Annotated in this window: 18 protein-coding genes; 13 read left to right on the forward strand and 5 right to left on the reverse strand. The window is 62.0% G+C overall.

Annotated elements, in window-relative coordinates; translation table 11 throughout:
- A complete protein-coding gene (locus AC3IRM_RS02955; protein WP_489204783.1) occupies nt 1-1,413 on the reverse strand; it encodes a hypothetical protein in 1,413 nt (470 codons plus the stop codon).
- A 371-nt stretch (nt 1,414-1,784) separates the two neighbouring features.
- Between AC3IRM_RS02955 and AC3IRM_RS02960 the strand changes: the two genes are divergently transcribed.
- The 11 genes from AC3IRM_RS02960 to AC3IRM_RS03010 all read left to right on the forward strand — a co-directional run bounded on the left by AC3IRM_RS02960 (nt 1,785) and on the right by AC3IRM_RS03010 (nt 11,938).
- A complete protein-coding gene (locus AC3IRM_RS02960; protein WP_489204784.1) occupies nt 1,785-3,491 on the forward strand; it encodes a GspE/PulE family protein in 1,707 nt (568 codons plus the stop codon).
- A gap of 3 nt (nt 3,492-3,494) precedes the next feature.
- Nucleotides 3,495-4,691, forward strand: coding sequence for a type II secretion system F family protein (locus tag AC3IRM_RS02965; protein ID WP_489204785.1), 1,197 nt, complete (start codon nt 3,495-3,497; stop codon nt 4,689-4,691).
- A gap of 16 nt (nt 4,692-4,707) precedes the next feature.
- Complete coding sequence (gene gspG, locus AC3IRM_RS02970) at nt 4,708-5,166, forward strand: type II secretion system major pseudopilin GspG (RefSeq protein WP_489204786.1); 459 nt, start codon at nt 4,708-4,710, stop codon at nt 5,164-5,166.
- A 7-nt stretch (nt 5,167-5,173) separates the two neighbouring features.
- On the forward strand, nt 5,174-5,560 hold the full coding sequence (locus AC3IRM_RS02975) for a type II secretion system protein (protein ID WP_489204787.1): 387 nt from the start codon (nt 5,174-5,176) through the stop codon (nt 5,558-5,560).
- Between the two features lie 3 nt (nt 5,561-5,563).
- The gene (locus AC3IRM_RS02980) at nt 5,564-5,998 is read left to right on the forward strand and encodes a prepilin-type N-terminal cleavage/methylation domain-containing protein (RefSeq protein ID WP_489204788.1); all 435 of its coding nucleotides are present in this window, start codon (nt 5,564-5,566) and stop codon (nt 5,996-5,998) included.
- Between the two features lie 3 nt (nt 5,999-6,001).
- Nucleotides 6,002-6,583 carry a type II secretion system protein gene (locus AC3IRM_RS02985; protein WP_489204789.1) on the forward strand — a complete coding sequence of 194 codons (582 nt, stop codon included), beginning with the start codon at nt 6,002-6,004 and terminating at the stop codon, nt 6,581-6,583.
- Between the two features lies 1 nt (nt 6,584).
- Entirely contained in the window at nt 6,585-7,661 is a 1,077-nt protein-coding gene (locus tag AC3IRM_RS02990) for a hypothetical protein (protein ID WP_489204790.1), read from the forward strand.
- Nucleotides 7,573-8,664, forward strand: a complete 1,092-nt coding sequence (locus AC3IRM_RS02995) for a hypothetical protein (RefSeq protein ID WP_489204791.1) — start codon at nt 7,573-7,575, stop codon at nt 8,662-8,664. The genes AC3IRM_RS02990 and AC3IRM_RS02995 overlap by 89 nt, the downstream gene beginning before the upstream one ends.
- Entirely contained in the window at nt 8,664-9,251 is a 588-nt protein-coding gene (locus AC3IRM_RS03000) for a hypothetical protein (RefSeq protein ID WP_489204792.1), read from the forward strand. The genes AC3IRM_RS02995 and AC3IRM_RS03000 overlap by 1 nt, the downstream gene beginning before the upstream one ends.
- Before the next feature lie 256 nt (nt 9,252-9,507).
- Nucleotides 9,508-9,744, forward strand: coding sequence for a hypothetical protein (locus AC3IRM_RS03005; RefSeq protein WP_489204793.1), 237 nt, complete (start codon nt 9,508-9,510; stop codon nt 9,742-9,744).
- Nucleotides 9,737-11,938 carry a secretin N-terminal domain-containing protein gene (locus AC3IRM_RS03010; RefSeq protein ID WP_489204794.1) on the forward strand — a complete coding sequence of 734 codons (2,202 nt, stop codon included), beginning with the start codon at nt 9,737-9,739 and terminating at the stop codon, nt 11,936-11,938. The genes AC3IRM_RS03005 and AC3IRM_RS03010 overlap by 8 nt, the downstream gene beginning before the upstream one ends.
- Before the next feature lie 144 nt (nt 11,939-12,082).
- Here the strand turns inward: AC3IRM_RS03010 and AC3IRM_RS03015 are convergent, their stop codons facing one another.
- Genes AC3IRM_RS03015 through AC3IRM_RS03030 form a run of 4 tightly spaced genes read right to left on the reverse strand, consistent with a single transcriptional unit; the run spans nt 12,083 to nt 15,928 of the window.
- The gene (locus AC3IRM_RS03015; RefSeq protein ID WP_489204795.1) at nt 12,083-12,868 is read right to left on the reverse strand and encodes a sulfotransferase family protein; all 786 of its coding nucleotides are present in this window, start codon (nt 12,866-12,868) and stop codon (nt 12,083-12,085) included.
- Nucleotides 12,865-13,725 carry a hypothetical protein gene (locus tag AC3IRM_RS03020; protein WP_489204796.1) on the reverse strand — a complete coding sequence of 287 codons (861 nt, stop codon included), beginning with the start codon at nt 13,723-13,725 and terminating at the stop codon, nt 12,865-12,867. The genes AC3IRM_RS03015 and AC3IRM_RS03020 overlap by 4 nt, the downstream gene beginning before the upstream one ends.
- Entirely contained in the window at nt 13,722-14,645 is a 924-nt protein-coding gene (locus tag AC3IRM_RS03025) for a glycosyltransferase (RefSeq protein WP_489204797.1), read from the reverse strand. Before AC3IRM_RS03025 ends, AC3IRM_RS03020 begins: the two co-directional genes overlap by 4 nt.
- Complete coding sequence (locus tag AC3IRM_RS03030; protein WP_489204798.1) at nt 14,642-15,928, reverse strand: ABC transporter ATP-binding protein; 1,287 nt, start codon at nt 15,926-15,928, stop codon at nt 14,642-14,644. Before AC3IRM_RS03030 ends, AC3IRM_RS03025 begins: the two co-directional genes overlap by 4 nt.
- Nucleotides 15,929-16,060: 132 nt before the next feature.
- Here AC3IRM_RS03030 and AC3IRM_RS03035 point away from each other — a divergent pair, with 132 nt between their 5' ends.
- Nucleotides 16,061-16,867 (forward strand): ABC transporter permease, encoded by an 807-nt coding sequence (locus AC3IRM_RS03035; RefSeq protein ID WP_489204799.1) that lies wholly within the window; start codon nt 16,061-16,063, stop codon nt 16,865-16,867.
- An 81-nt stretch (nt 16,868-16,948) separates the two neighbouring features.
- Nucleotides 16,949-20,764, forward strand: coding sequence for a glycosyltransferase (locus AC3IRM_RS03040; RefSeq protein ID WP_489204800.1), 3,816 nt, complete (start codon nt 16,949-16,951; stop codon nt 20,762-20,764).
- The last annotated feature ends 46 nt before the right edge of the window (nt 20,765-20,810 follow it).

The raw sequence follows: 20,810 nt of genomic DNA on the forward strand, positions 1-20,810 counted from the left end.
TCAGAGCGGGCTGTTGCCCCGGTGCAGCTGGCGCTGCTCGACTTCGGCGTCCGCGTCGGTCAGGTTGGTGATCGTGCCGTTGGTGGTGTTGCGGTTCAGGCCCTGGACCAGCATGCCCTGGAACTCGCCGGTCACTTCCAGACGCCACTTGCCCACGCCGTCACCCAGCGAACCTGCCAGCATCTTGCCGGCATTGCCGTTCTCGAGGTCTTCGGAGTTCACCTGCATCGATGCACCCGACGGGAGGTCGAACGAGACCGAACCATTGCTGCGGTTGCCGGCGTCGTCGATGCCGACGATCGTCACGCGGCCGCCGATGTTCGACGGGTTGATCACGCGCACGAACGACTGGGCGGTAGTGTTACCGGCCGGGTTGACGTGGTAGACGTTGACCACCGAGCCGTTGTACTGCAGCGGGGCAACGTTACAGACCGAACCGGCGAACGCACCGTTCACGCCGTTGCGGACGTTGAAGGTCTGCGCAGCGATCTGGGTCTCGCCGTCCACGGTCACGCAGAGGTTGCCGGCGACGTTAGCGCCGGTGAAGCCGTCGATCTCAAGGGTTGCGAGAGTGCGAGCATCGTTGAAGGTGTAATCACTGTCCGGAATTTCAACCGCACAGGTCGCGTCCGTCGCCCAGAACACGCGGTCGAAGCCGGCAAAGTTACCGACAATTTCCGAATTCACAGTCGTGTCTGCAGTGAACTCAAAGCCCGCGCTGGCGGCGAGAGAGATCGTGCCGAGGCTGGTGGTCGTTTCCTCGCCCGCGCCAATCGCATAGCCGCCGTCTTCAAACGAGACGAAACGCGCCTTCGGGAACTCGCCGCCCACATCGATGCGGTCTGCCGGGTTGGTGGGATCGCAGGTCACCGCAAGGCCACTGGTACGCGTGATGATTTCCTGCGTCGACGACTGCAGCTGGTTGCCGCCAACCGGATCATTGATCTGCACCGACATCCGGGTCGGACCGGTCGTCCGCACGTTCTCGAGGACGAGGCCCTCGAACTGGAGGATCGTGCCGACCGAAACGGTGGCGTTCGCGCTGTCGGGTGCCACGGTGAAGACGGCGTCCGACTCGCCCGGGTTGCCGCCGGCCGCAAGGGCGATCGTCCATTCCCCTTGGAGCCCGGCACCTTGGCTCAAGGCCAGCGTTGCGCCCTGGTCGCCAAACTGAGCGCCATCTTCCAGAGAAACGAGCAGCTGGAAGCCAGTGGTGCGGCCGATGATGACGTCACGGATCTGCACGACCAGGTCAACCGACTCGGCCATGGTGACATCGTTACCCGCCTGGATCGCGATAGCCTCCGCGGTGGTGTCGCCATTGGTCTGAACCTGGAACGCAAATGCGGCGGCGGGCGCCATGAGCGCCGCGACGAGCGCGACGGCCAGGGTCTTCTTGCTGTACTTCGACATGTCGAAACTCCTGAATGACACTGAAAATAAGTTGTGTGGTCGCAGTCGCGCCGGGTTCATGTTGAGGGCCTGGTACCGGGCCGCAACATGAACCTAGCTGTCCGTGGCTAGCGCGTCTTTGGAACCAAGAAGACCCCGGCGGCGCCGAGCCTTCCCCCTTGGACCGCGAACTGCGGACGTGAAACTAACTGACGCCTTAACCCCCGTCAATGCACGGCACGTGAAAACGAAACTTTAGTGCTTTTCGAACATCTTGTTTCGGCTGTTCATTACGGCAATAGGACAACTGGTTAGACTTTTCGACTTCGTATCGCGCCGGTTCCGGTGATGTGCGAGGTGGAATGCGATGACGCACTGGGGCGCTGATGAACATGAATACCGTTGAGCGCTCGCGTGTCGAGCCGGTGCCGTCGATCGCGGCGCGGCTCGGCGATCTGCTGGTGAAGCAGGGGCTGATCAGCGAGGCCGATCTGGCACGTGCCCTCGACCTGCAGACGCGGCTGGGCGGCCGGCTGGGCAGTGTGCTGGTCCGCATGGGCGCGCTGAGCGAGGACAACCTGCTTGCGGTCCTCGGCCAGCAGCTCGGCTTGCCGGTGCTGGGGATCGACCTCCCGTTGCCGGACGAGGACGGTCTTGTGGTGGCAGCCGAACAGGTGCCCGCCGGCGTGGACTGGCTGGTCGATCGCGGGGTGTTGCTGTGGCTCGCGGCGGACGGTCGCGTGCACTGCGGAAGCCGGGATCCCCTGGATCCCGTGCTGCGGGAGCTGATGCGCCACGCGTTGCCGGGTCGCCGTCCCGTCTATTGCCTCGCGCGCTCCCAGGATGTCGATCGCCTGCTGGACGGGCTCGCCCGCCGCGGCGCGTCGGCGGATGCGGCGGGCGATGCGGCCAGTCTGCGTGAGATGGCGGAAGAGGCGCCCACGGTCGAACTGGTCAACAACCTGATGGCCCAAGCAGTGGAGCAGCGCGCCTCGGACATCCACATCGAACCGGAAGAGCGCAGCTTCTCGGTGCGGTTCCGGATTGACGGCGTGCTGTATGCGCGGCTCAGCCTGCCCCGGCAACGATTCGACGCGGTCGCCTCGCGACTCAAGCTGATTTCGGGAATGGACATCGCCGAGCGGCGTCTGCCGCAGGACGGGCGGCTCAGTACGCGTGTGGGCGGCCAGGAGATGGATATCCGCGTCTCGGCTCTGCCGGGGGTTCACGGTGAGTCGATCGTGATGCGTCTTCTGCCCAAGGAGCGCAAGGATCTCGGCCTCGCGCGTCTGGGGTTCGAGCGCGATCACCTCGCCTTGATGGAAGCCTGGACCCGCGAGGCCAACGGCATCGTGCTGGTCACCGGCCCGACCGGGTCGGGCAAATCGACCACCCTGTACGCGGCGCTCGCTGCCGCCAACGACGGGCTCAAGAAGATCATCACGGTCGAGGATCCGGTCGAGTTCCGGCTCCCGGCGATCACCCAGATCCAGGCCCATGCGGACATCGGGTTGACCTTCGCCAATGCGCTGCGTTCGATCCTGCGCCAAGATCCCGACGTGATCATGATCGGCGAGATCCGAGATCTGGAGACCGCCGAGATCGCGATCCAGGCGGCATTGACGGGCCACCTCGTGCTCTCGACGTTGCATACCAACAGCGCGATCAGTGCGTTCACCCGTCTCGTCGACATGGGCGTGGAGCCATTCCTGGTGGCGACACCCGTGCGTGCGGTCCAGGCGCAGCGCCTCGTTCGCCGCCTGTGCGGCTGTTCGCGCCCGGTATCGGTGCCTGAAGCGATCCTCGCGGAGGTTTCGCCCCATGCTGCGCGTGTGCTGGATGGCGTCGGCCCGACGTTCCGGGAGGCCGTGGGGTGCGCGGACTGCATGGGCACCGGCTACCGGGGCCGTCTGGGAATCTACGAGATGATCCCGGTGGATGACGACATGCGGCACCTGATCGTGTCGGGTGCGAGCGTCGAGGAGATGAAGGCGCTCGCGCGCAACCAGGGCCACCGATTCCTGCGCGACGACGGTCTTCTGAAGGCCTGGCAGGGCCTGACGACCGTGGAAGAAGTGCTGCGCGTGGTGGGTCACTGACCGATGCAGTTGTTCGCATACGAGGCGGTGAACGCGGAAGGACGCTCCAGCAACGGGCATCTGCGCGCCGAGAGCGAACGTCAGGCCCTCCGCTCGCTGGAGGGGCGGGGGCTGTCGGTGATCGCGATCCGTGCGAGCTCGGGACCGAATCGCACACGTCGGAGCGCGCGGCTGCGTACGGCCGACGTCATCATCTCGCTCCAGGAGCTGGGCACGATGCTGACATCCGGTGTGCCAGTGGCCGATGCCGTGGCGTCGCAGGCGATGTCGGTGCACCACCCACGGATCGTGTCGGCGTTTGCCGGCATGTCGACCGGTCTCCAGCGAGGGCAGGGCTTTTCGCTGGTGCTGGAGGCGAGCGGATTGCCCCTGCCTGGCTATGTGATCCAGCTCGTCCGGGCCGGCGAACTGACCGGCGAACTCGGTCGCGCGATCCGTGACGCCGGCCAGCAGATGGAGTATGAGCAGCGCGTCCGCAACGAGATCCGGAATGCGCTCGTGTATCCGATGGTGCTGGTGGTCGCCGGCATCGCGGCGGTCGTGCTGATGTTCGTCTTCGTGGTGCCCAAGTTTTCCAACATGCTGGACCGGGCCGACGCGCTGCCGTTTCTGGCCTGGGCTGTTCTGGCCAGCGGCGTCTGGATGCGCGCCAATTTCTTTTTTTTCCTGGGTGGTCTCGTAGCCGTCGCGGTGGCGGCGTACGTGATGTCCCGGCGTCCGCCTGTACGCGTGGCGGCAGTCGATGCGCTGGCACGGCTGCCGCTCGTCGGCGCCTGGCTGATCGAGGCGGACACATCGCGGTGGGCGCGAATAATGTCGGCACTGCTCACCAACCGGGTGCCGTTGATGCGTGCGCTCGAACTCGCGGCGGGTGGCGTGCAGATTCCATCCCGGCAACAGCGCATGCAGGAAGTCACCCGCGCTGTTCGCGGAGGCACTGCCCTGGCGCCTGCGCTCGAGACGCAGGAAGCGCTGACGCCGACAGGCTACAATCTTGTGCGCGTCGGCGAACGCGCCGGAAAGCTGCCGGAGATGCTGGAATCGCTTGCCAGGCTTTACGAAGATTCGGGCCGGAACCGGATGAAGCGGCTGCTGTTGCTGATCGAACCAGTGGCGATCCTTGTGATCGGCAGTGTCATCGGCACGATCATCCTGGGCATCATCCTCGCCATCACCAGTGCGAACGATCTCGCGATCTGAACGAGGCAAACAACATATGAAGTCCAGGCTTTCCCGTTTTTCCGCACGTCGTTCCGCACGTGGTTTCACGCTGCTCGAGATGATCGTCGTACTGGTGATCATCGGCCTGATCATGGGTCTCGTCGGACCGCGTCTGTTCGGGCAGGCGGACAAAGCCAAGGTCCAGGCTGCGAATACACAGATCAAGATGCTTGGTGGTGCGTTGCAGACGATGCGACTCGACATCGGCCGCATGCCGGGCGAGGACGAGGGGCTGTCGCTGCTCGTCCGCCGCCCCTCTGACGAGCGGACTGCTGCGCGCTGGAGCGGTCCCTACATCGACGGTGAGGTCCCGGATGATCCCTGGGGACGTCCATATCGTTATTCACCATCGCCTGCGGCGAGTCAACCGTTCACTCTGTACTCGCATGGCGCGGATGGTGTGCCCGGCGGAGAAGGTCTCGATGCAGACGTGGGCTATCTGCCGTCCAGGTAAGCGGTGCATGCGCGGGTTCACCCTGCTCGAGCTCCTGGTGGTGCTGGCAATTCTGGGCCTGGTCGCGGCTATCGCCGTTCCTGGAGCGATCCGCACCATCGGCGCGTGGCAGCGGCAAGCGCTGCTCGATGAGATCGTGATCCAGGTGCGTGCGTTGCCGGTGCAGGTACGTGCGTCGGGCCGGCCCCTCGTGCTCGAAGCAGTGGGTGAGGTGAGGGACGATTCCTGGGACGCCCTCTCGCTTCCGGAAGGATGGGCGGCGGATGCCGAGCAGCCGCTCCGGGTCGAGGCCAATGGGGCATGTTCGGATGCGCGTCTCGTCTTCGAGGCGGACGGCTGGCGGCGCGCGCTCGCGGTGGAAGCGCCGTTCTGCGACGCGCGCTGGGTGGACTAGTCCATGCACGGGCGCTCGGGCCGCGGACGTCAGTCTGGCTTCACACTTCTCGAGGCGATTGTTGCGCTGGTGATCTTCGGGATCGGGGCGATGTCGCTGTACGCCTGGCTGGGCGTGAGTCTGGAGGCGCTGCAGGCGACTTCACGCGCGCAGGATCGGGTGGTTGCGACCACCGCTGCACTCGAAGTCGTCCGGAACATCAATCCGATGCTTCAGGCATCGGGCGACGTCGAAATTGGCGGAGTTCTTTATAGCTGGAGCGCGCGCCCGGTCGACGGTCCGAAGCAGGCTGTCACGCAACTCGGCGCGCCGACGGTGTTCCAGGTGGCGTTGTTCGACGTGGACGTCGTCGTGACGGGAGCCGACGGCGCAGAGACCCAGAGGCTGACCGTGCGGCAATTGGGCCATCGTCAGTTGCGGCCACTCGAGGAGGACTGACGCATGCGGAAGCAGTCGGGCTTCACGCTGATGGAAGCGCTGGTCGTGCTCATGCTCGTCTCGATCGTGGTCTCGCTGGCCTTCGAAATGCTGGGCGCTTATCGGATTGCGAAGTCGAGAGTGTTCGATACTTCGGCCGCGACGGATCGCCGGGCACTGGTCGAAACGTGGTTCGCCGACTCGATACGTGGGCTGGTGGCACTCGAAGGCGCGATGCCTTCGGGGACTCCGACGCTCCTGGCAGGTGTGACGCTTTCGCCTGCGATGTCGCCTTCTGGCGGGCCGGTTCCGGTGGAGTGGGAACTGGTCGCCGACCTCGACCAGGTTGATCTTGTGTATCGGGAATATGGTCAGGAGAGGTGGCGCGTGCCCACCCGGACTGTGCCCGGCGAGGCACTCTTCTCATATGCGGGTCCGGACGGGCAGTTATCGGACCGCTGGCCGCCCGCCCTCGGCGTGCAGGGCGAGTTGCCGCGGCTGGTCGTGCTTGCACTCGATGGGCAGGATGGGGGCCTTCAGCTGGTGGCCTCGCCCCGCAGCGGCACGCTGACACGTGCCGAAGCGTTCGAAATCGAGACCGATTGACATGCGATTCCAGGCCTCAACCGAGCGGCGCGCGCGCGGGTTCGTCCTCGTACTCGTCCTTGTGATCCTCGTTGTCTTGACCATTCTCGCCACAACCGTGGCCACGCTTGCCCAGTCCGCGCGCGACAACCAGCTGGAGCGTCTGGACGAGGCGGACGCGTCGATCGACATCGAGTCCACGCGTGCGACCGCGCTCTACATGCTGCTGACCCAGCGGGTGACCTTCGCGGGCCTGACGGTCGATGACAGGATGGTGCTGAGCGAGGATGAGCGTGCCATGGCAGGGCAGGGCGACTCTCCCTTCAGTTACATGCCTGTCGGCAACGAGATCGCCCTCGACGGCACGGTGTACCGCGGCCGCGGCCGCGCGATGTTTTCCATCCAGGAGGATGCCGGACGCCTCTCGGTGAACTGGGCGCCCCAGATCGTGCTGGAGCGGTATCTCGGCATCGGTTCGGCGGACCCGACGCCCTTCACGACGCTGCGGAACCGCCTGTTGGACTACCAGGATGCAGACAGTCTGAAGCGCTTGAACAGTATGGAGCGGCAGGATTACCTCGACGCCGATCTTGCGCCCCCGAGCAATCGGGTACTGTCCACGCCGCTCGAACTGCGCCGTATTCCCGGGTGGCGCGAGCGACTTCCTGCTGATGACGCGGCAGTGCTGCATGCCTTGTCGGTCCAGCGACAAGTGGTGGTGAACGTCAATTCCGCCCCGGAGGACGTGATCGCCTCACTGCCGGGATTGGACGGGACGGTGGCGGCTCGCATCATCGCATTGCGTCGTCTGCAACCCTTTTTGACTGTCAGCGCGTTCCAGCAGGCATCGGGTAGCGTGCTGGCAGACGAGAATTACGTGGGCCTGTATCCTTCCTCTTCGGGAACTCTCGCTGTCTGGGTGCCGGGTCGCGGACCTGTACGTACGACGCACTGGATGCTGACTCCGCGTGATGATGGGGGGCGGCCATGGCATGAAACCTATGAACTCTATGTCTCCGCAGCAGATGAGGAACCCGTCGGCATGGCTCGCCCGCCAGCGACGCCGCTTTTTGCCGACCCGGTGGCTGATCAGCCGTGACGGTGTCACGCGCGTGCTCGCCCGTGGGCGACAGGAGGAATGGCTTGTCGGGCGCGAACTCTGTGCGTTCACGTCCATCGATCTTTCCCTCGTGCCGGTGGCAAAACGCAAGACGTATGTGCGAACTGCCGTCCGCCGGCTCGCGCCGTTTCTCGACAGCGACAGTCATGCCGAGTTTTTTGGCGCGAGGGCCATGGTATGGATGTGGGACCGCGCTGCGCTCGCCGAATCGGCGCGCGCGAGCGGTCAACTCGCGAAAGCCGGTCGCATTTTGCCGGAAAGTCTGTTCCGCGGCGCGCCCAATGAGGACTCCGGCATCGAGTTGATCAAGCTGGACGCGGGATGCGAGGCGCGCGCGTGGCGTGGCGGCGCACTGATCGCTTCGGAATGGTGGCCCGATGTGCCGGGTGAGCGCGAATGGGCCGAGTTCGTGCGCGGCGCTGGTTTCGACATGCTGCCTGTTCCGGATGCCTCGTTTGCCCCGTTGTCGGAAACAGCGTGGGGCGGAGGTCGTGCGTCATTACAGGATTTCGGTTCGCGGTTGCGTGCTCCCGGTGCGGTGGTGACAGCGGGTCTTGTGGCTTTGGTATTCGCTGTTCCAATCGGAAGCATTGTTCGATTGAAGGCACAGGAAGCGGCGATCGACAGAGCGATGGATTCCCTGGATCAAGGGCTGCAGACCATCATGCTGGCGCGTGAGAACGCGGAGCGTGACGCCGAAGAGGTGAGCCGTCTGCTGGCATTGCGACCACCGAGCGGTGTGACGAACGCCTGGGCTGCGATGGTCAGCGCTACTCCTGGCGGTAGCTGGCAGCTTCTGGAGTGGAGGCTTCTGGATCCGCGTACGGTCGAAGCAGTGCTGCGGATCGAGCGGCCCGATCTGGAGAGTCTCGTGGCGTCCTGGGAGGCCTCGGGCACATTCGTCGACGTCACTGCCGAGATGGGGCGCACAGCCGACGAAGTGACGATGCGGGCGACGCTTTCAGCAGGCGGGACTCCTTGATGGCGAGGTTCGCATCAGTGCTCGGCCCCTTGCAGGACCAACTGCGCGCGAATGCTCGTCTGCGCTTCGGCGTAATCGCAATTGCAGGAATTCTCGCTGTCTATGTATTTCTCGCGCTGGTGGACTGGCGGGCTTCTGTGGCGGACCGCTATGTGGAGAAGCGCGACCAGTTGTGGAGGATGCAGGCCGTGGCAGGCGAGGATTATTGGGCGGAGCGCGCTGTGGCTGCTGACGCCGCCCGAACCCGGCTTGCGGCGGAGATTCCGGTTGCGAAGACGACCGGTCTCGCTCAGGCCGCCGTCCAGGCGCAAGCCAGGGATTTCGCGGATTCCACGGGAACGAATACCCGGATCCAGCCAGAAGCGCCCACGCGTGTGGAAGGTTGGGACGACATCTATCGTTTGCCTGTCGTAATCAGCGGAACGTTCGAACCTGCCGCGCTGGTGCAACTCGTGCGGCGCATCGAGTCGGGGAGCAACCTGGTCACGATCGAATCGGTGGCGCTCATGAACCGTCAGTCGAAGACGGCCGCGCTCACTCTCGTATTCTTCTACCGGATCGTCCCCGATGATCAGCCGATTGATTGACCGAGCGCGCGCGCGGCCTCAGGCGACTACGGTTGTAGCCGGTCTTCTGATCGGCTTTACGGCGGGCCTGGCGTTGCCTCCGCCGTCGGCGCGAGACTGGACTCCAGGTGACGCGGCTTGGGCGCTCCCCTCGCAGGAACGTCTCGATCGTGTCGCTCCAGGAGCCTTCGAGACGCTACGCAACGCGGCTCCGTTCAGGTCCCAGACGGGAGCCGGGCGTCAGGGTGCGGCTCCTTCGTGGAAGCTTGCCGGTATCATGTCCAACCCGTCGCCCGTGGCGATGGTCATCGGGGACCAAGGCAAAATCCTGCAGGTCCCGCTCGATAGTTCATTGCCTGATGGCGCGCAGCTGACATCCGTTGAGATCGTCTCGATCGGATATACGCGAGACGGCTGCGAATTCACTCGGAAGCTGTACGACGCGACGGAGCACCGTGGCGCCTGTCTGAACGCAGCCGGTGCGGCACAAGAGGAAAACGGTCGGAATGAATAACGCGTTGGTAAGAGCCCTGGTGGTGGTGCTTCTGCTGGGAGGCTGTGCGCGCCCGGTCAAAGTCGACCTTCCTCAGCCGCTGTCGCGCGCGGAGCGCGCGCGGGCTGCCGACGAAGACCAGGCGCTCATGTCGCCGGAGTCCAGGCCCGAGTCGTTGAGGAGGAGTGCGACACCCACCTCGAGCTACGAGCCGGCCGTGGCGGGGACGGGTGCTGGTTTCGGAATTCCGCCTGTCAGGGGGGAGCCACTGAGCGTCAACATCGAAGGCATGCCGGTTCCGGCGTTCATCAACGAGTTTTTCGGAACAATCCTCGGTGTGGGCTTCCAGCTCGATCCGTCGGTGGCGAAGATGAACGATCTGGTGACATTGCGGACGCCCGGCCCGCTTCCGCCGTCCGACTTCTACCAGCTGGCTGTTCGTGTTCTCCGGACCTACGGCGTCGAAGCGCGGTATGAAGGGGATCGGGTGCGTTTCCTTCTGGCGGGCAGGGGGGATGCATTCGAGCCGCCTCTCGTGCTGAGCGGGCGCGCTGCCCCCGAGGTGCCCATTTCGCACCGACCGATCTTCCAGATGGTGGAGTTGAGTTCCGTCCGCAACGCGGACGTTACCAACTGGCTGAAGGTTGCGTTCCGTACGGACGGCTTGGAAATCCAGGACGATCTCAATCGCAATGCGGTGGTCTTGTTCGGGCGGCCCGAAATCGTTCGGCAGGCGGCGGCGGCCATTCGGGTTCTCGACCGTCCCTTCATGCGGGGGCGGGTCAGTACGCGCATCGAACCAGCGTTCGTGAGTGCCGAGGAGCTGGCCGCGAAACTGGTGGACGTGCTGCGCGCCGAGGGATATGCGGCAGCAGTGCATGGCGGCGGCGCAATGCCGCAGGCGAGTGCGATTCTCGTCATGCCAATGGGCGCGGCGAATACCGTGCTCGTGTTTGCAGGTGAGGGACAGGTGTTGGAGCACGTGGTGCAGTGGGCGAGGACGATAGACGCGCCGAATCCTGTGGGCGGCGATCAGAGCCTCTTCTACTACACGGTGCGTAACACGAGCGCGCAGGATGTGGTCTCGACGCTCAACGGCGTGCGCGGGACGACGAGGTCGGGAATCCAGGCGCCACGCAATGCCGTGAGCGGTGCCGACACGGGTTCGCGCTCGAGCGCGAGCCTGAGTGGTGCCCAGGATCCCTCCTCTCAGAGCTCCCCAACGACAACGACAGGGGACCTCGCCGACAACCTCGGCGTGTCCTCGGGACGAGTCATTCTCGACGCTCCGCGCAACGCCATCATTTACCGCGGCGACGCGCAGGACTGGGCCCGTCTTCTGCCGTTGATCAGGCAGATGGACCGTGCCGCGCGGCAGGTCATGATCGAGGTGACGATCGCCGAGGTGACGCTTGATCGTGATGAACAGTTCGGAGTGAGCTGGTTGGCGAAGGGCGGGGTCGACCGGTTTGGTGGCACCGTGACATCCGGCACCCTGGGCGCGACCGAAGCCTTGGGGGGGTTGACGTATCTTCTGGATGTAGCAGGCCAAACTCGCGCTCGCTTGCGTGCGTTCGCCGAAGACAGTCGGGTCACCGTGCTGTCGTCGCCACGTCTCATGGTGAAGAGCGGCGAGCAGGCAAGCATCGATGTCGGTACGGAGATACCGACGCTGTCGTCGCAGACGGCGTCGAACCAGCAGACCGACGGCAACACGAACATTCTGCAATCCATCCAGTACCGCAAGACCGGCATCATTCTCGAAATCAAGCCGATCGTGTATTCGGATGATCGCATCGACTTGGAGATTCGCCAGGAAGTGAGTGAAGCATTGCCACTAGGGGCGAACTCGCCGGTGCAATCACCATCGATTTTCAACCGTGCGGTGTCCAGCAATCTGTCATTACGCGATGGAAGTTCGATTCTGATTGGCGGCCTGATGTCGAACAGGTCGACCACGAGCAACGATGGTGTGCCTTACCTCAAGGATGTTCCGGTACTGGGGAGCCTGTTCCGCAGCAGTGGAAACAACAGGACACGGACCGAACTTGTTCTAATGATCGTGCCCTACATCGTCGAATCCGACGGGCAGGCCGTCGAGCTGACGCGTTCACTTGGTGAGCGGCTGCAATTCCTGGACCTACCGGCTATGGGTACGGAGATGCCAGCGCCGGAACCGTCCTACGATCCGACCCTGCGCCCGCCCGGACCCTGAATACAGGATTCGCTGCAAGAGGGGTTCGCGCCGTGGAGCCAATTGGGCCTAATGCGCTGGCGCCAAGCCTCATGGCGTCAGATCGCCGGTGTTCTTCGTTGCATCTGATCTTCTGTCATCACGAGTTGCGCGTCTAGCTCCGGCTCAGTCGGCAATATCGACTCCATAGCGACGTTCAAGTTCGCGGACTTCACGCGCGAACAGGCGCTGAAGCCAGGGGCGCACGAACCGCGCGGTCCAATCCCGCTGCCAGTCTCCAGAGAAAATTTCCTTGAAGACGGGGCTGTCGTTGAGCGGAGCGACACCGATAAATCTAAACACCCTGTCGAGCGTGTCTTGGGGGGCGTCTCTGAGATCTTGGTTGCGGAGCACGAGGATCTGGTCTTTAGGAAATCTCGCGTATAACGCATCGAGCTGTCGCACATAAAGTCCGCGCGCGATGTAACTATGGCGACGCAACGGTGAGTTCGAAGAGAAGTCCTGCTCATGGCCCTTGAGGCGCCAATGTTCAGCGAGTAGGGCCACTGGCAGTGGCAGGTGTTCGTCACCTCGGCCTTTTTCCATAAAGTAGTGAGAGATTGCACGAGTTGCTGGATCGCGCAGGATCACGATCCATCGCATGGTCGGGTTATACCGAGCAATTCTGCTGACAAACTCGGTATGAAACATCGAAATTGGAGTCGCGTCACCATGCAGGACGCCGGCTCTCTGGTCGAAGCCCCCTTCAAACTTCGATGCGAAGATCGCATCGACTTCATGAGCAGCGATACCCTCATCGAATCGGTCTGTATCGAATACGTGGGCTTCTTTCATGGAGGGCAGCCGGACATCGGGGTGTGCCGAGAGAAAATTTGCGAGGGCGGTCGTTCCACCCTTCTGAACACCACCGAGCATGAAGCCGATCCGGGGAGAGTACGTACCGATATTCATCGGGGCATGCCTGCCGAAAGCCGGATCGCGAGCGAGTCGACATCCGCGTCCGAGTACCAAATTGACCATCTCGCCCGGCCGGAAGAGCGCGCGCGCCTCAAGCCATCGACCAGACGTGCAATGTCCACGCCGGCGTAGACCGGGTTGCTGTTGCGTATCTCGAGATCACCGCGTGGCAACGCACTCAGCCCGGCTGCCTTACGCAATTGGGCTCCCTGTGTTGCAACCATGTCCTCATAGCGCAAGACGGACGAAGATGCGAGGTGATCGTGGAATCGAGTGAAAAACCAGTCGAGGACGATACATTGGCGTTCAATTGTGTCCGGCGTCGCTTCCAAGCGCGTGCGCAGGGCTGAATCGAGTCGCTCCGCTGCAGGTATGCGTCCCCGGCCGACGGGTAGGTCCACCGTGTTCCAAGATGCGAGCACAGCAACCGGATTTCGCACGATGGCCAGCACCGGCATTCGATCACCGAGCTGTGGCAATAGGCTGGTGAATAGCGCGTTGTGTTTGATTGCCAGAGTGAAATTTTCGGGTTGTCGCCCGACATCGATGAGACCACGCCTGGTGCGATCCTGGCGCAACATACCGGGTCCATCTGTCTGGTCGAATGGGTTGTCCGGCACCACGCCGCCACGGTGCTTGCTGGTGCCCCTTCCCTCTAATATCAACTGGCTCCGCATTTCCGAATAAAAATCGGCGATCGCGTCGACGGCGCCGCCGACATTGTCTGGCACGCGCAAAACATCCATCGGTTCGAAGAGTGAGACGGCGCCTTCGCATTCCCCAAGAAGTTGACACGCGAGTGTCGTGCCGCCGCGGGGAACCCCGGTGAGCGCGATATCACGGCCTCTCATATCGAGCTCCAAAGAGTATCCAGCCGATCGAGCACACTATGGAACGCCTCTCGCTCAGCGGACTGAGTGAATGCAAGCGCGGTCTCCTTCCCGACTTTCCGCAACGCGCTGCAAACTGATGTGTCCTGAAGCAGCTCAATTACCGAAGCTGTGATTGCACTTATATTGAGCGGAGGCATCAAGGCGTTCACGTTGTCTCGCGCATAGGCACGATTGCCGATGCAATCAGGCACGACGACCGTGCATCCCAGCGCCATTGCCTCGAGTCCCGGTAGATAGAATCCCTCGTGCCGATGGGGCAGCAGGACTGCAATATCGGCAGCGGCAAGGCGTTCGAGATACTCAGAGCGTGGTATTCGTTGCGTGACCAGCGACACATCCACCGTCGTACCCAGGCTTTCAGCCACCGCAAGGCCGATTGCCGGTTGCTTGATCGCATCTATGAACACAGAGGCAGGCACAACGTCTGGCCGCTCGACTGCAGGTAGGTCGAGCGCTGCTTCAATCACGATAACGGGACCGCGTACACGGCCAGTGGACTCGATCGCATCTGCAACCGCTTGGCTCACGCAGATTCGGACTGCCGGGCGCGAAAGATGCGCCCGTAATGGATGTCCAAGAGCGGCGTGCCGCACATGCTGGACAAGATTGATGACGGGCTTGCCCGGTAGATCCGAGGGGTATGCGACCCAGTCCATGCCTGCGATAAAGAGTGCATCAGCGGCGCAGGGCGAATAATCGCCGACACGCTGATCGCGCAGAGCCGCCCAGGGATTCTGGTCCCATATACTGTTCGTCGTCATGTAAACGGACGGGCGCCAGTTGTCATGTGCCTCGGCATGCCGGAAATAGTCGAAAACCTTTCCATGCCCCCCTGTGTACTCGACGAACTCGCGGTGGAATAGCAGTCGTCTGATCATCGTTCAATATGAATGTCCATAGGGACAGGATACAGGCCGGTGAAAAACTCGCGACTGTCGTCCACGACTTCGAATGACAGAGCGCCTTCTTGGCGCGCAAGCACGGCGGTCTGCGCCAATGATGGCGCGTCGACCACGCGGGTCCTGATCCGATACACCCCTTGCTGAAAAGCGGCGTTCAGACCTATCGTCAGTCGCGATGACTTGCCGACGGATGTCGTCCTCGGAAGCGCAATCCGGCGGCCGCATAGCTGAAGCCCCTTGCCGTCCATGATGTCAACTATTATGGCGGGATGCTGGACATCCTCGCGAAGCGCGACCACTAGGCAGATCTCAAGCTTTGCATCGAATGCAACCGTTGCGTGCCGAGCTCCATTGATGGAGCCTTCCACCACCCGAACATCTTCAAAGCCGTAGCCGTCGTCGAAGCGTTCGACTCCGGCTCCGGACGTTCTCTGGCGCTCTACAAGCGCCTTGCGATGCGTGCGATATAAGTATTCGGTGATAACCTCATCAGGAAGGCCTCGAAGTACCACTTCGCCGCGTTCAAGCAGCATCGCCTCGTGACAGAAGGCCTTCACGGCATTCAGGTCGTGGCCGACAAACAACAGCGTGGTGCCGCGTGCGAGGATCTCGTCTATGCGCGTCATCGCTTTGGCCTGGAACGCTGCATCGCCTACCGCGAGTGCTTCGTCGACAATCAGGATGTCGGGCTCGGTGTGAACCTGGACGGCAAATGCAAGCCGAAGCGCCATTCCGGAACTGTAGGTCTTCACCGGCTCGTCGATGTAGTTCCCGATATCGGCGAAATCGACGATAGCATCGAAGACGCGATCGATCTGCAGGCGCGATAACCCGAGGATCGCAGCGTTGATTCGGATGTTCTCGCGACCGGTCAACTCAGGATTGAAGCCTGATCCAAGCTCGAGCAAGGCGGCGACACGTCCGCTGATCCTGACTTCGCCAGTGCTGGGCGCCATTACCCCCGCAACGATTTGCAACAAGGTGCTCTTGCCGCTTCCGTTCAGGCCCACGATGCCAAGCGCGCGTCCATGCGGAAGCTCGAAGCTAATCCCCTTCAGCGCCTCGTGCCGATGCAGGCGCCGCTCTGCTGCATTCACCAGCCTCGCGGAGAGTCCTGGCATGAATGCTTGGCTTGCCCGGGCCATTCTCATCAGCAGTGGGTATAGAAGCCGAGCGCCGGGAGTGGGCCAGAGGCGGTAGGTCTTGCTGACCTCAGAGACCTGGATCGCAAGTTTGGTGTCGTGTGGCGAGGTATGCATTGGTGCCTATGATCCTCTATCGCCGGGCTCCGGTCACGGCTCCTAATCCGACCTGCCGCGCTTACAATTGTGCATCCCCTCCCCCCGCAGACTCCACCGTCGCGTGGGCCTTGATCGCGCTGGAAATGGAGCATGTCGCAACCCATGAATTGGACCCTACCGATCCGCCACAGATCCCTGATAGGAGTGTTGACCTGGCGCGAGATTGCGGGGCGGTACCGTGGAGCACTCCTGGGTGTCGCGTGGGCTGTCGTCACGCCGTTGCTGATGCTGGCAGTCTTTACCTTGGTCTTCGGCGTGGTGCTTCAGTCACGGTGGCCTCAAACCGAGAACCAGGGCATTGGCATGTTTGCGCTCCAGCTTCTCGCTGGATTGCTGCTCCACGGAATTCTCGCGGAATCATTTGGTCGAGCGCCGACGCTTGTGGTGCAACAGCCCAACTACGTGAACAAAGTCGTATTTCCGCTGGAGGCACTTGCTTGGGTGGCATTGTTGTCGGCCGCGTTCCACGGTGCTGTGGGATTGATGCTGCTCTGGTTGATCAACGGCATCTGGGGGACGGGATTCTCAGTGACTCAGTTGGCATTGCCGCTCGTTGTAGCGCCGTACATCCTGCTGCTGACGGGGCTGACCCTTTTGTTCGCCGCGTTAGGCGTTTATCTCCGCGATCTACAGCAGATCGTGGGATCGCTTGTCATGGTCTGCATGTTTCTAGGTCCCGTTTTATTTCCTCGTTCGAGTATGCCTGCAACGCTACAGGGCTGGCTTTTGCTGAATCCACTCACGGTCCCGGTAGAGCAGTTTCGGCGTGTTCTGTTCCAGGAGGCATGGCCCGACTGGACCCCACTGGCGTCTTATGCCCTTGCGGCCTTGATTGTCTACGCATCGGGTGCAGCCGTGTTTGGTCTGCTGAAGAGAGGGTTTGCAGATGTGGTCTGAGCAAAGGTGAGTTCGTCGAGAATCGCCAGCTTTCCTAGTTAAAGTTAAACATGAAATCTTCTCGATTGGAGCAATCGACTTTTGGCTGAACTGGAAAAATTAAAGTCAGGGGCGCCGTCACCGGTAGCTATCCTTGTTCTCGGTATGCACAGGAGCGGCACCTCCGCTGTCAGTGGCGCGCTTGAAATTGCGGGTGCCGTGCTTGGCAGCAGTTTGATGGCGCCCGGTGCAGACAATCCGAAGGGATTCTTCGAGCACGTTGGGGTCGTGGAAATCCACGATACCCTGCTCATGGCGTTGGGGCGCTCTTGGAACGATCCCCGCCCGTTGCCAAGTGACTGGCTTTACAGCCCGGCTGCCCACAAGGCCTCCGCAGCTCTCGAAGCGCTGTTGCGATCGGAGTTCGGAGATTCCAGCTTGTGGGTTGTCAAGGATCCACGTCTGTGCCGGCTGCTTCCGTTGTGGTGGCCGATTCTGGATCGTATGCGGGTGACGCCAGCTCCCCTGCTCGTCATGCGTGACCCTCGCGAAGTTGCAGCGTCGTTGAAGATGCGAAACGCCTGGCCCGAAGGCCTATCGAAGCTGTTGTGGATTGAGCATCTTCTCGATGCGGAGCAGGCAACGCGAGGCAAGCGGCGGGCAGTACTCTCCTATGCGGAACTTTTGGCCGACGCGCCTGCGACGCTCATGCGAGCACTCAAGAATCTCGGCGTTGCGCAAGTGCTTTCACTCGATGCCCCTCGGGCGGCCCAGATCAGCGACTTCGTGTCGCCCGACGACAGGCATCACATCTCTGGAAAGGTCTGTACGCCGGGCTGGGAACTACCGTGCGCCATGTTCGAAATGGTAGCGGGTGCGGAGGGGGATGCTCTTGCCCAGCTCGCGCCGTTCTCTGAGCGCTTCGAGGAGGCGAGGCATCTGTTCGCCGACGCACTGGAAGGATTCGCGAAGCAGGCGGTCCAGGCGCGGGCCGAACGGGGGGCGCTGCTGGATCGAATTGAAATTTTTGAACGAGATCTCGGCGAGCGTGATCTGGCCATAGACTCGCTCAGTCGGCAATTGGTGGCTCGCCAAGTCAGTTATGACGCTCTGCGAAGCGCTTTGGACGAGCGTACGCACTGGGCACGTACTCTTGAAAAGACGCGCAAGACGCTTGATTCCAAGGTGAGTGAGCTTGTTCGAAACTTCGAGGCGCGTACGCGCTGGGCCGGCTCCTTGGATGACGAGTTGAACTCTCTACGCCTGCGACATATGCAACTCCAGGACGAGTTTGATGAGAGGACAGCTTGGGCGTTGGGGTTGGAAAGCGAGCTGCGCACCTTCGCCTCGCGTTGCTCGGAGATGGAAGTCGAGTTGGAGGAAAGAACGGCTTGGGCGTTGAGGCTTGAGAACGAGCGGGGCACTCTTGCCTCACGGATATCGGAGCTGGGGGACGAGGTTGAGGAGCGGAAACGTTGGGGATTGCGTCTGCAGGTCCGCGTCGAGGAGCTTGTGCGGGAGCATGAGAAACTAGCCGAGATTTTGGGGCTGCCCGGCATCATGGATCACGTGGAAACGTCGTCAGCTGACCAAGAGCTGGACGGAGAGCCGCAGATCGGTTCTCGAAGTCTGGTTGACGCGGTCCGCCAGTTGTCGAGTACCTCAGCGCATCTGTCTCAGAAGGTGGTGTCTCTAGAACACGAGGTAGTCTCGCTACGCGCCTCGCTTGATGCTGTCTTGCATTCCAGATCATGGCGCCTGACCCGACCATTGCGCGTATCAGCGCGCCTGCTCCGCGGTGACTGGACCGGGGTCCTGGAAAGCATGCGCGGCACCTGGTTGGCACGCATGCCTCTCTTGGCGCCTCTGCGTGAGCCCGCGCGGAGGTTTCTGCTTCGCCGACGTGGGCAAGCGCAGCCGCTGGCCCGTGCTGCGCCGGTTACGGAAGCCTCGGTCGAGACCACGCTGGATTCGCTCGAGTTTTCGCCAAGTCTCAGCCCTCGCGTCAGCATCATCATTCCGACCTACGGAAATCTCCCAGTGACCGCTGCGTGTCTGCGTTCGATTGCGGCGCATCCGCCGGCCGCGACTTATGAAATCATCGTCGCTGAGGATGCGTCCGGAGACCCGGAGATTCACCGGCTTGCCGACGTGCCGGGCCTCCGATATCTGAGAAATCCGCAAAATCTCGGTTTTCTCAAATCGTGCAACCGAGCTGCGTCCCAGTCCCGGGGCGAGTTTGTTTATTTCCTCAACAATGATACCGAGGTGACGCGTGGTTGGTTGGACGCTCTGCTGTCAGTGTTCGAGCGCTCCGATGCCGGGCTCGTGGGATCTAAGCTTGTGTATCCGGATGGACGTCTGCAGGAGGCAGGGGGCATCGTTTGGAACGACGGTAGCGCTTGGAACTTCGGACGTCTCGATGATCCTAGAAAGCCCGAGTACTGCTATCTGAAGGAGACAGATTACGTATCAGGAGCGTCGATTATGTTGCGACGCTCGGTGTTCAACCGGTTGGGCGGTTTCGACGAACTCTACGCGCCCGCCTATTACGAGGATACCGATATCGCATTCCGGGTGCGCGATCTGGGCCTGAAGGTCTATCTGCAGCCCGACTCCGTCGTGGTCCATCATGAGGGTGTGTCTAGCGGCGTCGATGAATCCTCAGGCGTGAAAGCCTATCAGGCAATCAATCGCGAAAAATTCTTGGAGCGTTGGTTGCCGCTATTGTCGGCGCACCATTTCCCGAATGGCCAAAACGTCGCGCTCGCGCGCGATCGTTCAAATGGCCGGCCTAGGGTCCTTGTGGTGGATCACTATGTTCCTCAACCGGACCGAGACGCGGGGTCGCGGGCGACGTGGCACGTGATCCAGTGCCTGGTGGAGCGGGGCTATCACGTTACATTCTGGCCGGAAAATCTTCATCGGGATCCCGATTACACTCCAGCGCTACAGCAAATCGGGGTCGAGGTCCTTTATGGAGACGCCCACTGGGGCCGATTCGAGGCTTGGATCGAAGCGTATGGGGAATCGCTGGATGCTGCAGTCCTCAACCGGCCGCACGTCTCGGTGAATTTTATTGATGCGCTTCGCAGTCACAGTCGCGCGCGTGTGGTGTATTACGGTCATGACATTCATCACCTCAGGTTGCTCGAGCAGCTGAAGTTGGGAGCTGACGACGTAATTGAAAAGGAGGTCGGGAAGTTCCGTGCGCTTGAGCACGCATTATGGAAAGCCTCCGATGCCATTCTTTATCCCTCCGACGATGAAACTCGACATGTCACCGATTGGTTGAATGAGAGGGGCCTTGACGCCAAGGCAATGACGGTTCCGCTCTATGCGTACGAGTTCGGTGACGATGAAAAGGTGCCAGGTCCGGGACAGCGTGCCGGCATCCTTTTCGTCGCGGGATTTGCGCACCCACCCAATGTGGATGCGGCATGCTGGTTCGTTCGCGAAGTCTTGCCGCTCGTCCGTCAACAGATTCCGGACATCCACCTTGCGCTGGTTGGTTCCAACCCGCATCCCGCGGTATCGGCGCTTTCCGGTCCCGGGATTGAGGTGACCGGCTACGTGAGTGATGCAAAGTTGGAGGAGTATTACCGGCATCGACGCGTAGCAGTAGCGCCACTGCGTTTCGGCGGCGGTGTGAAGGGGAAGGTGCTTGAGAGTCTTCGCTTCGGATTGCCGTGCGTCACTACGTCCACCGGAATGCAGGGGCTATCTGGTGCGGCGGCCTTCATGCGCGGCGAGGACACGCCGACACGAATGGCCGAGGCGGTGGTGACGCTGTTGCGCGATGATCGAAGCTGGCTCGACGTGTCGTCGCGCTCGCGCATTTTCATCCGCCAATGCTATTCAAAGGATGCGGTGTGGCGGACCTTGTCGGCTGCGCTTGCTAATACGAAGCCAAACTAAACAAGCCCAAAGCCGGCCTAGTCGGCTGGCGGCGGTGTCAAGGATA

Source organism: Luteimonas sp. KH_071, assembly GCF_057838005.1.

What these genes read in the sequence shown, in the direction of transcription:
- AC3IRM_RS03010 (WP_489204794.1), top strand. Translation starts at nt 9,737, where the DNA reads ATGAATAACGCGTTGGTAAGAGCCCTGGTGGTGGTGCTTCTGCTGGGA.
- gspG (WP_489204786.1), top strand. Translation starts at nt 4,708, where the DNA reads ATGAAGTCCAGGCTTTCCCGTTTTTCCGCACGTCGTTCCGCACGTGGT.
- AC3IRM_RS03015 (WP_489204795.1), bottom strand. Translation starts at nt 12,868, where the DNA reads ATGAATATCGGTACGTACTCTCCCCGGATCGGCTTCATGCTCGGTGGT.
- AC3IRM_RS02960 (WP_489204784.1), top strand. Translation starts at nt 1,785, where the DNA reads ATGAATACCGTTGAGCGCTCGCGTGTCGAGCCGGTGCCGTCGATCGCG.
- AC3IRM_RS02955 (WP_489204783.1), bottom strand. Translation starts at nt 1,413, where the DNA reads ATGTCGAAGTACAGCAAGAAGACCCTGGCCGTCGCGCTCGTCGCGGCG.
- AC3IRM_RS03025 (WP_489204797.1), bottom strand. Translation starts at nt 14,645, where the DNA reads ATGATCAGACGACTGCTATTCCACCGCGAGTTCGTCGAGTACACAGGG.
- AC3IRM_RS02985 (WP_489204789.1), top strand. Translation starts at nt 6,002, where the DNA reads ATGCGGAAGCAGTCGGGCTTCACGCTGATGGAAGCGCTGGTCGTGCTC.
- AC3IRM_RS03000 (WP_489204792.1), top strand. Translation starts at nt 8,664, where the DNA reads ATGGCGAGGTTCGCATCAGTGCTCGGCCCCTTGCAGGACCAACTGCGC.
- AC3IRM_RS03005 (WP_489204793.1), top strand. Translation starts at nt 9,508, where the DNA reads ATGTCCAACCCGTCGCCCGTGGCGATGGTCATCGGGGACCAAGGCAAA.
- AC3IRM_RS03035 (WP_489204799.1), top strand. Translation starts at nt 16,061, where the DNA reads ATGTCGCAACCCATGAATTGGACCCTACCGATCCGCCACAGATCCCTG.
- AC3IRM_RS03030 (WP_489204798.1), bottom strand. Translation starts at nt 15,928, where the DNA reads ATGCATACCTCGCCACACGACACCAAACTTGCGATCCAGGTCTCTGAG.
- AC3IRM_RS02980 (WP_489204788.1), top strand. Translation starts at nt 5,564, where the DNA reads ATGCACGGGCGCTCGGGCCGCGGACGTCAGTCTGGCTTCACACTTCTC.
- AC3IRM_RS02995 (WP_489204791.1), top strand. Translation starts at nt 7,573, where the DNA reads ATGTCTCCGCAGCAGATGAGGAACCCGTCGGCATGGCTCGCCCGCCAG.
- AC3IRM_RS02975 (WP_489204787.1), top strand. Translation starts at nt 5,174, where the DNA reads ATGCGCGGGTTCACCCTGCTCGAGCTCCTGGTGGTGCTGGCAATTCTG.
- AC3IRM_RS03020 (WP_489204796.1), bottom strand. Translation starts at nt 13,725, where the DNA reads ATGAGAGGCCGTGATATCGCGCTCACCGGGGTTCCCCGCGGCGGCACG.
- AC3IRM_RS02965 (WP_489204785.1), top strand. Translation starts at nt 3,495, where the DNA reads ATGCAGTTGTTCGCATACGAGGCGGTGAACGCGGAAGGACGCTCCAGC.
- AC3IRM_RS02990 (WP_489204790.1), top strand. Translation starts at nt 6,585, where the DNA reads ATGCGATTCCAGGCCTCAACCGAGCGGCGCGCGCGCGGGTTCGTCCTC.